The 13,222-nt window shown below is 54.8% G+C and carries 19 protein-coding genes and 1 pseudogene; 13 read left to right on the top strand and 7 right to left on the bottom strand.

The genetic code is table 11. From position 1 onward, the window contains the following. Positions 1–61 precede the first annotated feature (61 nt). From sufC to sufB, 5 genes are all read left to right on the top strand, one after another. On the top strand, positions 62–895 hold the full coding sequence (gene sufC, locus RIN49_RS15175; protein ID WP_309121012.1) for a Fe-S cluster assembly ATPase SufC: 834 nt from the start codon (positions 62–64) through the stop codon (positions 893–895). Between the two features lie 14 nt (positions 896–909). Then, positions 910–2,211, top strand: coding sequence for a Fe-S cluster assembly protein SufD (gene sufD, locus RIN49_RS15170; protein WP_309121011.1), 1,302 nt, complete (start codon positions 910–912; stop codon positions 2,209–2,211). Further along, positions 2,208–3,443, top strand: coding sequence for a cysteine desulfurase (locus RIN49_RS15165; RefSeq protein ID WP_309121010.1), 1,236 nt, complete (start codon positions 2,208–2,210; stop codon positions 3,441–3,443). The genes sufD and RIN49_RS15165 overlap by 4 nt, the downstream gene beginning before the upstream one ends. Continuing rightward, positions 3,430–3,852 (top strand): Fe-S cluster assembly sulfur transfer protein SufU, encoded by a 423-nt coding sequence (sufU, locus tag RIN49_RS15160; protein ID WP_309121009.1) that lies wholly within the window; start codon positions 3,430–3,432, stop codon positions 3,850–3,852. The genes RIN49_RS15165 and sufU overlap by 14 nt, the downstream gene beginning before the upstream one ends. 80 nt (positions 3,853–3,932) lie before the next feature. After that, entirely contained in the window at positions 3,933–5,330 is a 1,398-nt protein-coding gene (gene sufB, locus RIN49_RS15155; RefSeq protein WP_309121008.1) for a Fe-S cluster assembly protein SufB, read from the top strand. A 62-nt stretch (positions 5,331–5,392) separates the two neighbouring features. Here the strand turns inward: sufB and RIN49_RS15150 are convergent, their stop codons facing one another. From RIN49_RS15150 to RIN49_RS15140, 3 genes are all read right to left on the bottom strand, one after another. Continuing rightward, entirely contained in the window at positions 5,393–5,851 is a 459-nt protein-coding gene (locus RIN49_RS15150) for a site-specific integrase (protein ID WP_309121007.1), read from the bottom strand. 44 nt (positions 5,852–5,895) lie between these two features. Then, positions 5,896–6,546: a tyrosine-type recombinase/integrase gene (locus RIN49_RS15145; RefSeq protein WP_309121006.1), complete on the bottom strand. Its 651-nt coding sequence runs from the start codon at positions 6,544–6,546 to the stop codon at positions 5,896–5,898. Positions 6,547–6,618: 72 nt separating this feature from the next. After that, positions 6,619–7,083 carry an ImmA/IrrE family metallo-endopeptidase gene (locus tag RIN49_RS15140; protein ID WP_309121005.1) on the bottom strand — a complete coding sequence of 155 codons (465 nt, stop codon included), beginning with the start codon at positions 7,081–7,083 and terminating at the stop codon, positions 6,619–6,621. Between the two features lie 230 nt (positions 7,084–7,313). Between RIN49_RS15140 and RIN49_RS28815 the strand changes: the two are divergent. From RIN49_RS28815 to RIN49_RS15120, 5 genes and pseudogenes are all read left to right on the top strand, one after another. Continuing rightward, positions 7,314–7,382 (top strand): annotated as a pseudogene (locus tag RIN49_RS28815) (XkdX family protein); the annotation flags it as partial. Positions 7,383–7,429: 47 nt separating this feature from the next. After that, positions 7,430–7,732 (top strand): hypothetical protein, encoded by a 303-nt coding sequence (locus tag RIN49_RS15135; protein WP_309121004.1) that lies wholly within the window; start codon positions 7,430–7,432, stop codon positions 7,730–7,732. Further along, positions 7,732–8,523, top strand: a complete 792-nt coding sequence (locus RIN49_RS15130) for a GH25 family lysozyme (RefSeq protein ID WP_309121003.1) — start codon at positions 7,732–7,734, stop codon at positions 8,521–8,523. Before RIN49_RS15135 ends, RIN49_RS15130 begins: the two co-directional genes overlap by 1 nt. A gap of 3 nt (positions 8,524–8,526) precedes the next feature. Then, positions 8,527–8,664, top strand: coding sequence for a hypothetical protein (locus RIN49_RS15125; RefSeq protein WP_309121002.1), 138 nt, complete (start codon positions 8,527–8,529; stop codon positions 8,662–8,664). Between the two features lies 1 nt (position 8,665). Further along, positions 8,666–8,911 carry a hypothetical protein gene (locus RIN49_RS15120; RefSeq protein WP_309121001.1) on the top strand — a complete coding sequence of 82 codons (246 nt, stop codon included), beginning with the start codon at positions 8,666–8,668 and terminating at the stop codon, positions 8,909–8,911. A 346-nt stretch (positions 8,912–9,257) separates the two neighbouring features. Here the strand turns inward: RIN49_RS15120 and RIN49_RS15115 are convergent, their stop codons facing one another. Continuing rightward, complete coding sequence (locus tag RIN49_RS15115) at positions 9,258–9,470, bottom strand: hypothetical protein (protein WP_309121000.1); 213 nt, start codon at positions 9,468–9,470, stop codon at positions 9,258–9,260. Between the two features lie 111 nt (positions 9,471–9,581). On the opposite strand from RIN49_RS15115, the gene RIN49_RS15110 reads away from it, so the two are divergent. After that, positions 9,582–9,785, top strand: a complete 204-nt coding sequence (locus RIN49_RS15110) for a helix-turn-helix domain-containing protein (RefSeq protein ID WP_309120999.1) — start codon at positions 9,582–9,584, stop codon at positions 9,783–9,785. Positions 9,786–9,830: 45 nt separating this feature from the next. On the opposite strand, the gene RIN49_RS15105 is transcribed toward RIN49_RS15110, so the two are convergent. Then, entirely contained in the window at positions 9,831–10,418 is a 588-nt protein-coding gene (locus RIN49_RS15105; protein WP_309120998.1) for a hypothetical protein, read from the bottom strand. A 246-nt stretch (positions 10,419–10,664) separates the two neighbouring features. Here RIN49_RS15105 and RIN49_RS15100 point away from each other — a divergent pair, with 246 nt between their 5' ends. Both RIN49_RS15100 and RIN49_RS15095 read left to right on the top strand, forming a co-directional pair. Next, entirely contained in the window at positions 10,665–11,126 is a 462-nt protein-coding gene (locus tag RIN49_RS15100) for a hypothetical protein (protein ID WP_309120997.1), read from the top strand. Positions 11,127–11,271: 145 nt separating this feature from the next. After that, positions 11,272–12,129, top strand: coding sequence for an ATP-dependent DNA ligase (locus tag RIN49_RS15095; protein ID WP_309120996.1), 858 nt, complete (start codon positions 11,272–11,274; stop codon positions 12,127–12,129). 42 nt (positions 12,130–12,171) lie between these two features. Here the strand turns inward: RIN49_RS15095 and RIN49_RS15090 are convergent, their stop codons facing one another. Next, positions 12,172–12,969 carry a stalk domain-containing protein gene (locus RIN49_RS15090; RefSeq protein ID WP_309120995.1) on the bottom strand — a complete coding sequence of 266 codons (798 nt, stop codon included), beginning with the start codon at positions 12,967–12,969 and terminating at the stop codon, positions 12,172–12,174. Positions 12,970–13,064: 95 nt separating this feature from the next. Further along, a partial coding sequence (locus RIN49_RS28810; RefSeq protein WP_375295258.1) for an IS3 family transposase occupies positions 13,065–13,222 on the bottom strand: 158 nt, incomplete at its 5' end.

The following is a 13,222-nucleotide window of genomic DNA, read 5'->3' as shown; positions in this document are numbered from 1 at the left end:
AGTGAGAATCAATTTAGAATAATTCTAAATAGAAAATTAAACTTGGAGGGAAACAGTCGTTATGGCACAAGCACCGGTTTTGAAAATACAAGATCTTCGCTCTTCGATCGAAGGCAAGGAAATTCTTAAGGGGTTCAACCTTGAAATCAAGGGCGGCGAAATCCACGCGATCATGGGGCCGAACGGAACGGGCAAGAGTACGCTCGCTTCGACGCTCATGGGTCATCCGAAATACGAAGTCCAAGGCGGCAGCGTCACCCTCGACGGCGAAGACGTGCTCGAGATGGGCGTCGACGAGCGCGCGCTCGCGGGCTTGTTCCTGGCGATGCAGTACCCGAGCGAAATTACGGGCGTGACGAACGCCGACTTCCTGCGCAGCGCCATCAACGCGCGCCGCGGCGAAGGCAAAGAAATCTCGCTCATCAAGTTCATTCGCCAGATGGAAGCGAAGATGAAAGAGCTCGAGATGGACCCGCAGTTCATGCACCGCTACCTGAACGAAGGCTTCTCCGGCGGCGAGAAGAAGCGGAACGAAATTCTGCAGATGATGGTGCTCGAGCCTCGCATCATCATTCTCGACGAGATCGACTCCGGTCTCGACATCGACGCGCTGAAGGTCGTCGCGGCCGGCGTGAACGCGATGCGCGCGGAAGATCGTTCGTTCCTGATCATTACGCACTATCAGCGGTTGTTAAATTATATTAAACCGGATTTCGTTCATGTCATGATGCAGGGCCGCATCGTGAAGTCCGGCGGTCCGGAGCTGGCCGAACGCCTCGAGGCGGAAGGCTATGACTGGGTGAAAGCGGAGCTTGGCATCGAAGACGAGACGGTAGGCAACGACAAAGAAGAGTTCGTCGTTCCGAAGAACACCACCGCTCCGAAATTTTCGTAAGGGGGCGGCCAACAGTGACCACAGATACGATTGCCATCGACCAAAATACGTACGCTTCGATCGCCGCGGCGAAGCAAGAGCCGGCTTGGCTCGCGCAATCGCGCGCCGAAGCGCTCGCGCTCGCGTCGCAGCTGGCGCTGCCGAAGCTCGAGAAGACGCGGATCGACCGCTGGACGCTCGGCGGCACGGGCGCGTACCGTCCGGCGAAGCCGGTCGCGAACGCGGCCGAGCTTCCGGGCGAGCTCGCGAACCTGATCGGCGACAACCCGAGCCCGAACCTGCTGGTGCAGCATGATTCCGGCGTCGTGTTCGTTCGGGTGTCCCCGGAGCTGGAGAGCCAAGGCGTCATCCTGAAGAGCCTGGAGCAAGCGGCGAGCGACCATCCGGAGCTCGTTCAACAATATTTCATGCAAGCGGTCAAGAAAGACGAACACCGTCTGACCGCGCTGCACGCGGCGCTCTGGAACGGCGGGTTGTTCCTGTACGTGCCGAAGAACGTAGAAGTAAAGGAGCCGATTCAGGCGATCTTCTACAGCGAAAATCCGGAAGCGACGTTCGCGCCGCACGTGCTCATCGTCGCCGATACGCACAGCTCCGTCACGTACGTCGACAACTACTTGTCGGCCGCTTCGGAGACGAAGATGCTGCATAACGGCGTACTCGAAGTGTTCGCGAAGCCGGGCGCCAGCGTCCGCGTCGCGACGGTGCACGATCTCGGGGCACACGTGACGGACGTCAACTACCGCCGCGCGGTGCTCGAGAACGACGCCAAGATCGAATGGATCGTCGGCGAGTTGAGCCACGGCAACGGCGTGGCCGACACGTATTCGATCTTGAAGGGCAACGGCTCCAATTCCGACATGAAAGTCATTGCGGTCGGCGTCGGCGACCAGAAACTGAATTACACGACCCGCGCCGTTCACTTCGGCAAGTCGTCGGCGAGCGACATGATTACGCGCGCCGTCATGCGCGACGAAGCGACGGGCATTATCAACGGCATCACGAAGATCGAGCACGGCGCCACGAAGGCGGACGGCCAGCAAACCGAGCGCGTGCTCATGTTGAGCCCGAAGGCGCGCGGCGACGCGAACCCGATTCTGCTCATCGACGAAGACGACGTCACCGCAGGCCACGCCGCGAGCGTCGGACAAGTGAACCCGGACCAAGTGTACTACTTGATGTCCCGCGGCATCCCGAAGCCGGAGGCCGAGCGCCTCATCATCTACGGCTTCTTGTATCCGGTCATCGAGGAGATCCCGCTGGAGGCGCTGCGGGAGCAGCTTAGCGCGCTGGTCGAGAGGAAACTCGGACAATGAGCGCCCTCTCGCCTGCGGAGCTGAAGTCGCTGTTTCCGATTTTGCAGCAGGACGTGAACGGCCACCCGCTCGTGTACCTCGACAGCGCGGCGACGTCGCAGAAGCCCCGCCAAGTGATAGAGGCGGTGCAGCGGTACTACGAGCGCGACAACGCGAACGTGCACCGCGGCGTCCATACGCTCGGCACGCGGGCGACGGACGCCTACGAAGGCGCGCGGGAGAAGGTGGCGCGGTTCATTAACGCCCGCTCCGCTTCGGAGATCGTCTTCACGCGCGGCGCGACGACGTCCATCAATACGGTGGCCGCCAGCTACGCCCGCGCGGTTTGCAAGCCGGGCGACGAGATCGTCATCTCGCCGATCGAGCACCACGCGAATCTCATTCCGTGGCAGCAGGCGGCGAAGGCGACGTGGGCGACGCTGAAGCATCTCCCGATGAACGACGACGGGTCGTTCGACCTCGCGGGCGCCGCGGCGACGATTACGCCGAACACGAAGATGGTCGCGGTGACGCATCTGTCGAACGTGCTCGGCGCCGTCACGCCGGTCGAAGAGATCATCGCGCTGGCGCATCAGCACGGCGCGAAGGTGCTCCTCGACGGGGCGCAGAGCGCGCCGCATCTGAAGATCGACGTGCAGAAGCTCGACTGCGACTTCTTCGCTTTCTCGGGCCACAAGATGTGTGGGCCTACGGGCATAGGGGCACTCTATGGCAAGCGCGAGCTGCTCGAAGCGATGGAGCCGGTCGAATTCGGCGGCGAGATGATCGATTTCGTCGACCTGTTCGACGCGACGTGGAAGGAAATTCCGTGGCGCTTCGAGGCGGGCACGCCGATCATCGCCGGCGCGGTCGGTCTCGGCGCCGCGATCGATTTCCTGACGGAAGTCGGCATGGACAACATCGAGGCGCACGACCGCCAGCTCGCGACGTACGCGTGGGAGCGGCTCTCCGCCATGGACGGCGTGTCGGTGTTCGGCCCGGCGTCCGGACGCACGTCGCTCGTGACGTTCAATCTCGACGACGTCCACCCGCACGACGTCGCGACGGTGCTCGACGCCGAGGGCGTGGCGGTGCGCGCCGGCCACCATTGCTGCCAGCCGCTCATGCGGTGGCTGAAGGTGTCGGCGACGGCGCGGGCGAGCTTCTATCTGTATAACGACGAATCGGATGTCGATCGTTTAATCGCTTCGCTACAACGCGCAAAGGAGTACTTCGGCCATGCAATTGGATGATCTGTACCGTCGCGTGATTATGGATCATTATAAAACCCCGCGAAACCAAGGCGAACTCGCCGAAGGAACCGTAGGCGTCGAGCTGAGCAATCCGACGTGCGGCGACCGCATTACGCTGCAGCTTCGGATCGAAGACGGCGTCGTGCGCGAGGCGAAGTTCAAAGGCGAGGGCTGTTCGATCTCGATGGCGTCCGCCTCGATGATGACCGACGCGGTCAAGGGCAAGACGTTGGAGCAGGCGATCGATCTCGCGGAGCGGTTTTCCGGATTGATGAAGGGCGAGGCCGTCGAGTTCGAGGAATACGAAGACATCGAAGCGCTGAGCGGCGTGAATAAGTTCCCCGCTCGCATCAAGTGTGCTACACTTGCATGGAACGCGCTGCGCAAGGGCGTAGAATCGCAACCGTGAACAAATCCGTTCAGATAGATCGAACCGCTTCCGTCGAGAAGCGGTAAGCAGGGAACATTTTCATAGAGGAGGGTTTATCGATGGCGAAGCAAATGCCCGAGATCGGCGAATATAAATATGGTTTTCGCGACGAGCATAAGGCGATTTTCCAAAGCGGGAAGGGCCTGAACGCGGATATCGTCCGCAGCATCTCCGAGATGAAGGGCGAGCCCGAGTGGATGCTCGAGTTCCGCCTGAAGTCCCTGGAGCAATTCCACAAGATGGAGATGCCGAAGTGGGGCGGCAACATGGACGATCTGGATTTCGAAGACATCCAGTATTACGTCAAGCCGTCCGAGAAGCAAGGCAAGACGTGGGAAGAAGTGCCGACGGAAATCAAGGAGACGTTCGATAAGCTCGGCATCCCGGAAGCGGAGCAGAAGTTCCTCGCCGGCGTCTCGGCGCAGTACGAATCCGAGGTCGTCTACCACAGCATGCAGAAGGAGCTCGAAGACCAAGGCGTTATCTTCATGGATACGGACTCGGCGCTTCGGGAGCATCCGGAGCTGTTCCGTAAATATTTCGGCACCGTCGTACCGCCGGCGGACAATAAGTTCGCGGCGCTCAACAGCGCGGTATGGTCGGGCGGCAGCTTTATCTACGTGCCGAAGGGCGTGAAGTGCGAAATTCCGCTTCAGGCGTACTTCCGGATCAACTCCGAGAACATGGGCCAATTCGAGCGGACGCTCATCATCGTCGACGAGGACGCGTTCGTCCATTACGTCGAAGGCTGCACGGCGCCGATCTACAGCACGAACTCGCTGCACAGCGCCGTCGTCGAAATTCTTTGCTTGAAAAATTCGCGCGCGCGGTACACGACGATTCAAAACTGGGCGCCGAACATCTATAACTTGGTCACGAAGCGCGCCGTCGCGGAAGAGAACGCGACGATGGAATGGGTCGACGGCAACATCGGCTCCAAGCTGACGATGAAGTACCCGGCGGTCATCCTGAAAGGCCGCGGCGCGAAGGGCAGCGTGCTGTCGATCGCGGTCGCGGGCAAGGGCCAGCACCAAGACGCGGGCGCGAAGATGATCCACCTCGCTCCGGACACGACGTCGACGATCGTCTCGAAGTCGATCTCGAAGCACGGCGGCAAGGTAACGTACCGCGGCCTCGCTTCCTTCGGACGCAACTCCGAAGGCGCGAAGGCGAACATCAAGTGCGATACGCTCATCATGGATAACGAGTCGACGTCGGACACGATTCCGTACAACGAAATCATGAACGACAACATCACCCTCGAGCACGAAGCGACGGTGTCGAAGGTGTCCGAGGATCAGCTCTTCTACCTGATGAGCCGCGGCCTGTCGGAAGCCGAAGCGACGCAGATGATCGTTATGGGCTTCATCGAGCCGTTCACGAAGGAGCTCCCGATGGAGTACGCGGTCGAGATGAACCGTCTTATCAAGTTCGAGATGGAAGGAAGTATCGGGTAACCCTGTAGGATTAAGGGTTTTCGGGCTTCAAAACGGGGTTTGTCCGGTTTTTGTCCGGTCAGTTATTTCTGGACGTAGCGCTCATAGAGGGCGAGCGCATCATCTTCAATCTTTTGTGTAACATGCAGATACGTGTCCGCTGTGACTTTCACGCTTGCGTGCCCAAGTCGCTCGGACACGTATTTTATATTTGCGCCAGCTTCGAGAAGGTGAACCGCATGTGTATGTCGGAGTGCGTGCGGAGACAGAATAGGAACACCGGCGCGTCTACATACCGTTTTGAAGTAATCTCTGACGATATTGGTCCGCAACCAGCGGCCGTCATGCTGATGGAATACGATGTTTTTGTCAGTCTGCTTGTAATTTTCATACCGTAATATGACTTCTTTCTTGTTGATTCGGTGACGTCTCATTAACGCGATCGTCACGGCATCCAATTTGATCGTCCGGCCGCTCGTTTTGGATTTCGGAGTGGAGATGTAAGGCTCCGAATTCAAAGGGTATACGAGCGTTTTATTCACGGTGACGGTGCACTGGTCGAAGTTGATATCGTCCCATGTTAACGCTAAGCCTCGCCGATCCGCAGGCCGCTTCTGGCGAGCAATGTGAAGAGCGCATAATATTGAATCGAATGTTGGTACTTAGCGTGTTTTACCGGTTCTTTCGTGGCATCGAGGAACTTCTCGAGTTGCTCCCGACTATAGAACTGCACACCTGTCTGCTTGTCCACTTCTTTCGGGATCTTGATCCGCTGAATCGGATTCTCCCGCATGATTTTGAATTCGTGGACTGCGTCGTTCATGGCGCTGCTCATGATGCTATGAATCCTTCGGACCGTCCCTTCACTGTAATGTCCACGCAACTCGTTGATCCATTTCTGATATTCATTTCTGGAAAGGTCCTTCAGTCGGTATTTCCCCCAACGAGGCAGGAGATTAAGACGAACGTTCCGCTCCTGTACGGAATATGTTATCGGCTTCACGTTCGGTCGCTTATACACCTCAAGCCATTCATTGAAAAACTTCTCTACTGATCCTCCGCCATTTTCAGCGAAACCGTAGTAATGGATCTTTGATTCAGCCTCTGCTGCTGCGATTTGGGCTTCTTTCTTTGTTTTGAATCCACCCTTCGTTGTCTCTTTTTGCTTACCGGTTTGCCGATCGACGAAGCTGATACGGTACTCCCACTTCTCCCCACGTTTTCGGAAGAATGCCATTTCCTTTCCTCCATTCAAAACATATGTTCGGTTTAATGCTATAAGAAAACAGCCTCGCGGCTGGTAAAGGAATTATGATTCGAACAATTCCAAGACCACGAGCGGTTCGAAATATATGGTTGATCCTTGATAACGGATAAAAAGTCCATACTTTTCTTGGTACCATTCGATTGCTGCTGCTAAAAATTCCTCAGTGATTTGAAGTCGCTCTGCGAATTCGTGCCGACTCTTTACACCTGCTTTATGTGCTTCGATGATCGCGGATAGGGGTACAAGCTTGTCATACGCCCAGGACCGTGCTCGACGTTCCTGCTTTCGGTTCGTAACTTTGGTCTGGTCCAATATGTCGCCGACGGTTGTATGATGGTGCCCAAGTTCCTCAGCTAATATACACGTCTTCTCAGCTGCGGTCGTGATATTCCGATTGATCCAGATGATGTTATTTGAATATAGCCCTTTAATATTCCCCTTTATATTCTTTTCGTAAACGTCGACTTGCCCCTCTTCCGCATCCTTCAATAATCTCTCGTAAGGCAAATGGCGTCAGCTCCAAATTAACTATTCTGCCGCTTCGAACGGACGAACTCCTTGAAGCGTTCGATCTCTTCGATTTCTTCTTCTGTCCAGTCCTCTTCTTCGTGGTGCGCGGCGATCGTGTCGACTTCAAGACCGAGAAGGTAATCCAGAGATTTATTTTTAAGCTTGTCCGCTAATTCTCTTAGACGTATTACGACAAAGGCTGGGCTACGAAGGAGCAGGTCGCACGGTATGTCCAATACAACAAGATCACGCCTGAAGAATATGAGCTCATCACTGGCGATCCATATGCAGCGTAGCCCCGAGCCGACCGGGGCTTTTTATTTGATAGGGGCGGGGTGGATATATGGATGCGGGATCGATCGCGGTGGTCGTAGGGGCGGCCGCTGGCATTTCTGGCATTGTACTTGGATGGATGGGGCGATCCCGTTCCATTCGGCAGGAGACGGTTGCCGAAGCAAGCAAAGATGCTCGATTGCACGCCGACATGGAGTACATCAAGCGCGGGATCGACGACGTTCGAATCGAGCAACGAGCGCAGGGGCAGCGCTTTGACGCTCTCACGGAACGGGTAACAAGGCTAGAAGAATCTGCAAAACAAGCCCATCACCGACTTAACAGGTTGGACGGGCAGGGAGGAGGAGCGTAATGCAAACCAGAACGGACAAGCATATCAAGGGCATCGACGTCAGTCGGCACCAGGGCGCGATCGATTGGATGGCGATGCGCGCCGCGGGCGTCCAGTTCGTTTACATCAAGGCGACGGAGGGCGTCACGTATATCGATATGAAACTGAAGGAGCACTACTCCGGCGCGCGCCGCGCGGGACTGAGAATCGGTTTCTACCACTACGCCCGGCCGTATAACGACCCGCGCAAAGAAGTCGAGAACTTGCTGAAAGCGACGAAGGATCTGCCGCACGATCTGCCTTTCGCGCTCGACATCGAGACGAACGAAGGTAAGTACAATCGGGAGCAGATCACGTTCTTCTCCAAGAAGTGGCTCGAGGAGATCGAGCGGCTGACTGGCGAGACGCCAATCGTCTACACGTACACGCATTTTGCGAAGTCGTACCTCGGACCGGAGCTCCGGCCGTGGCCGGTCTGGATCGCGCACTACGGCGTGAAGACGCCAGGCGACAACGGCGTCTGGGGCAACTGGGCGGCGTTCCAGTACACAAGCGACAACGACGGCCTGCCGTACAATGGCCGGCTCGACGTGAACGTGATGGAGCCGGACTTCTTCGCAAACTGGAATGCGAAGCAGCTGCCGGCCGTGGAGGGTGCCTGCGGCGTGCTTTTGAATGGCGAGCGAATCGGTGGCGGGTACATTATCGAGGCTCGAGCGCACGTGCCGATCCGCTTGATCGCTGAACTGTTCGGGGCAGAAGTGGGATGGGATGGCGCAAACGTTGTACTTACGACGAAGGGAGCGAAGTAGCCGATGGCGAACGCGAAAGGGCTGGCGGTCAATATCCGCACCGAGTTATTGGCTGTTCACGAAGGAGTCGCCGCCGTGGCCGTCTACATCGACGAGAAGTTCTCCCGCATTATGACATTCGAAATCGAGGAGGAAAAGTAAGATGGAATATACCGCTTACGACATCGCACTCATTCCGATCATCATCGCGCTTGTCGGGCTCGCCGGCAAAATGGGCGTCGGTGTACGCCTGCTGCCCGCCGTGGCGCTCGTTCTCGGGCTCGCGGGTGGGTTTATCTACGTCGCCCCTGAAGATCCGCCGCAGGCGATCCTCGTCGGCCTCGTGATGGGACTGTCCGCGATCGGCGCGTACTCAGGCGTGAAGAACACCGTGGAGAAGCGCGATTAAATGAATCCCCGCTGGTCGTCGTCACTGGCGGGGATTATCAATATTCATCCTCCGAAAAGGTCGAAGGTTTTTCCGTCAGAGAATACGTCCGGGCATTCCTCCCATGCCGTTTACCAAACCGCCGTGGACGGCATACGACCCGACACTTCCCAGCCTCGCAGTCATCGTCTATACGGAACCACACTTCAGTATCGAACATTAGTAACGGAACGATCACGTTCCCGTAAACCGCATAATCAAGATGCTTTAACTGCTTTAATCCATTCACAGCTATCGCCAACCCTTCATTATTACCCGCGTATATGTTAATGTAAGGAGGAGGGGGCGGCAACCCCCTCCAACCGTATTACCTGCGTTTACGTTGTTTCTGTACTTGGTTGTACAGGTCGTAAGCGCGTTGCTCGTCATCAGAGAGTTGGTACCTCTCGATGACCTTCAAGCATTCAGTCCGGAACACTTCCCGAGTTATGCGCCCCAGTCCCACCCGGTCGCGCAACACTCGCAGGGAGTGTTCTCTTTTTTGCATTTTTTCAAATGCGCTAGCTGTCAGCTTATCCATTTGTGTCTCACCTCCTTATGACTTTATTATACAACGAATATCGTTGAATATCAACGAAAATAGTTGAATTTAATCGAGATTCGTTGTATTATGTTCATGAGGTGATGGGGGATGTTGATGCTTAAGTTGGACCAGGCCATGGCAATGAAGGGCGTCAATACACGTCAACTGAGCGAGATGACCGGCATTCGCTGGAACACGGTTGACGACATGGCGAAGAACAAGGCGAAGCATTGGTCGCCTGAAAATTTGGAGAAAGTCATGCAGGCGCTCGAAATCGAGGATGTCGCGGATTTAATCGAATACCGGAAATAAGACGAATCCCCCGCTGGCCGTGTTGGCTGGCGGGGGATTTTTGCGTTATTGAGGATTCACATTGTTCAGCTTGTCGCCCATCCGATCGAGCAACATTAGAGGGGACAGGGGATTTACCTCGATGCGAACCTGCCGGAGCTTATCTAAGCCGGTCGCCTCTTCGAAATCGAGGGAGATCGTAGTCGTTTGCCCCTTCGCTATGGCGTTGGTAATGATCGTAGAGGCCACCCCGACACGGTTGTCAGCCTCATCGTAAAACACCGCTTTAACCTCTATAGGATCTCGAGACTCGTTGACGGCTGTTAAGTCGGCCGTTGCTGATGGCCTCTTCGGATCAACAACAAACTGAGATATGGTGTACTGCTCCCCAATCTCCATTTTCTCGAAACTATATGTCCCCGGCGAAAATGTCGGAGTCGCCCCTTGCTCTACAAAGCCGAAATAGAACACGGCACCGATGAAGAGAAGAGCAATTATTGAACCACCGCCGAAGGCCTTCTTCGCACGCTTCTTCGTGTCGATCCTCTTCGCGGGGTAGGCTGTGCTGAGCAGCCAATGACCGCATTTATCGCAATAGCTTCGCTGTTCTTCATTCTTCGCTTGGCATGTCGGACAAACGTAATACACTGCCATGACCGCAGCCCCTTCCGGTGGTAATCACTGGTAGTATACACCTACGAAGCAGGAGCGGGAAGGGTTTCTTTACAGAACACTCGTTCCTTACACAACGCCTGATACCAAGTAATCCTAAACAAACTGCACCCTAATGAAGATGTAAATATCCCTTTGTGGAATCTTTTTCCTTGTAATATTTTGGGTTAAATGATAGATTTATTGTAGGCGACTGGCCAGTCCCAATAACTAGTGGGAGAGATAATGATGTCCAAAATCAGAAAGCTTTTAGTGGCAAGTTTGCTCACCGTTAGCATGTTTGCTACAACGCAATCAGCTCTTGCAGCTGATAATGAAGCGAATTCCATGGAAACTGCTATCCCGCTTGTACCCTTCGGAACAAACTATCACACCATCTATGACTCCACAGACATTGATTGGTTTGTATGGGAAAATACATCAGGAAAAACTTATGACGGAGCTTTTTTTGAATTGAATTGCCCCCCTGGCTACAACTACGATCTATATTTTATTAAATATATTGCCTCTATAAATTATACTACTAGTGGGATTGCTATCGGAGATAACGGTCCTGGTGGAACGGACATCGGCCACACAACCCCGGTTGGGCCTGGCGATAAATTGTACCTAGTAGTGTCTCCACGTACACCGTTTGATTTCTCTCCCAATCACCAATTTTCAGTTAAGGTTACACCCTACCCGTTATGATCTCGCATTGCTGCGGGTAGTATCTTACAGTAGCAAATGAGAATTCCCCGCTGGCCGTTATGGCTGACGGGGGATTCTCTTTTCCTCGACTTCCCACTCAACGCATTCACCGACGAGCGGTACAATGTTAGGCAGGTGATGCAAAATGTTCATTTCTCCGATGCTGCTCGAGACGGCTCACGAACCATTCGACAGTTCCGACCATATCTTCGAGCCGAAGATAGACGGCCACCGTATGATCTATTCCCACATAAACGGCGGGACCCGGCTATATACCCGACACAATAACGAAGTGACGACGAAATATCCCGAGCTACTTCCCGGACTCGAGGACGATGTAATCCTTGACGGTGAAGTCGCGCAGGTCGATCCCGCGACGGGGACAATCTCGTTTGAAGCGTTGAACGAGCGCTTCCAGCTGCGAAGAACGGAGCGGATCCAAGCCGCGGCCCGAACGAACCCGGTCAGCTTCATCGTGTTCGATATCCTACAACTGCGGGGCAAAGATCTCCGCTCGCTTCCGCTGATGAGGCGTAAGGAAATCCTCGCCGGGCTTCAGGTACAGAACCCGAACATCTCGATTATCCCCATTTTTGATGGGAGCGGGATAGCCTTGTTCCGCTCGATACAGGAGCGGGGGATGGAGGGCATCGTCGCGAAGGAAAAGGCTAGTAGATACGCGACCGGCCGACGAGTCGCGAAATGGCTTAAGGTCATCAACTGGACCTATGCGGAGGTTGTCATCACAGGGTACCGTAAATCCGAATTCGGGTGGCTTGTATCTCTCGCAGTAGGAGATCGTCTGCAACCCGCCGGTGTCATCGAGTTCGGCGTAGCGCCGGCACATAAGAAAGCTTTCTTCGAGGTCGCGAAGTTGATCGAATCAGGATCGCACAAGGACTTCGTGTACCTCCAACCGTTGCTCCGAGCAAAAGTGAAAACCCGGAATTATACGAGGTTCGGCATGTTGCGCGATCCGGTATTTGTGGAGTTCCTGGCATAAGCAATCCCCCGCAGCACAACGGCCAGCGGGGGATTTTATATTTTAATTCGTCTTAAACCAAATACCACCTGACCCATCATCGTCTCTGTTGAAGGTAATGGCCGGGCTCGGATCATCTGTTTTAACAATAAAACTTGCCCATCCGGTGTGCGATGCACCTTCGTAGAGGGCGGCACGAATCTTAGGCTCAAGACCAAAAGCGCTTCCGTCCTCGTAATCTTTCCCTGCTGTTGACACTAATGTGAACCACACCGGTGAAATAACGGCGACAGCACCGTCTTTTACGGTCTTCGTCACATCAATATTGATTTTCGCAAGAAGATATTCATGCCCCGCTGGAGGCTCATCATTGTACATGTTGGCTTCTCGAATGATTTCCCATGCTTCTTCCCCGCGAATTACTTCAGAAACGGACATCTTGCCATCGAAATTAATGGTTAGGACTCGCTCGCCATTGAAGCTTAGAACAGTACCGAGAGGAGCGGGATTCGTGCGTGAGTACCCAACGCCTTTCGAAACGGAGCTAGCTCCGGCAGTGGTGCCAGACGCTGCGCCCCCACCGATCAAGACGGTGTTGGTGGCCGTATCGAACCCGATATTTACGCCCATCGCTTCTCCCACGGCTCGTACAGGCAGGTAAGTCGTTCCATTATACGTAATCGGATATACTCGGTTCCCAGACCCGTCAAGCGGTGCCCAGGAGTCACCAGCAAGTTTCAAGTTCAATGTCATGTTCAAATAAGCCTTTACTTCTTGAATTCCTGTTGCAGCCGTTGCACCGATCGAAGCTGATACGACTGAGACAGCAACGAGTGATGCGATAATCCCCCATTTTTTCATAAAAACAAAATCCTCTCCTACGTAGGTAATAACCGGTAGTATATACCTACATCCTGGTCATAGCCCCGTCAAGTAGACAGTAAGAAAAGAGTATGTTAAGCGGCGATCGCTTCCCGGTATTCCACGGGGGAGCGGTCGCCGAGTTTTTTCTGGAAACGTTCGTAGTTGTAGTAGGCGATATACTCAGCAATATGCTGTTGGGTCTCGGTGAAGGTCTTCGGCCTTTCTAAGTGTAGCTTTTCCGTTTTAAGAT

The organism is Paenibacillus sp. (genome assembly GCF_031177825.1).
Classification (GTDB): Bacteria; Bacillota; Bacilli; order Paenibacillales; family YIM-B00363; genus Paenibacillus_AE.
Note: the sequence above shows the minus strand (reverse complement) of the source record. Positions and strands in the feature narration are given on the sequence as shown.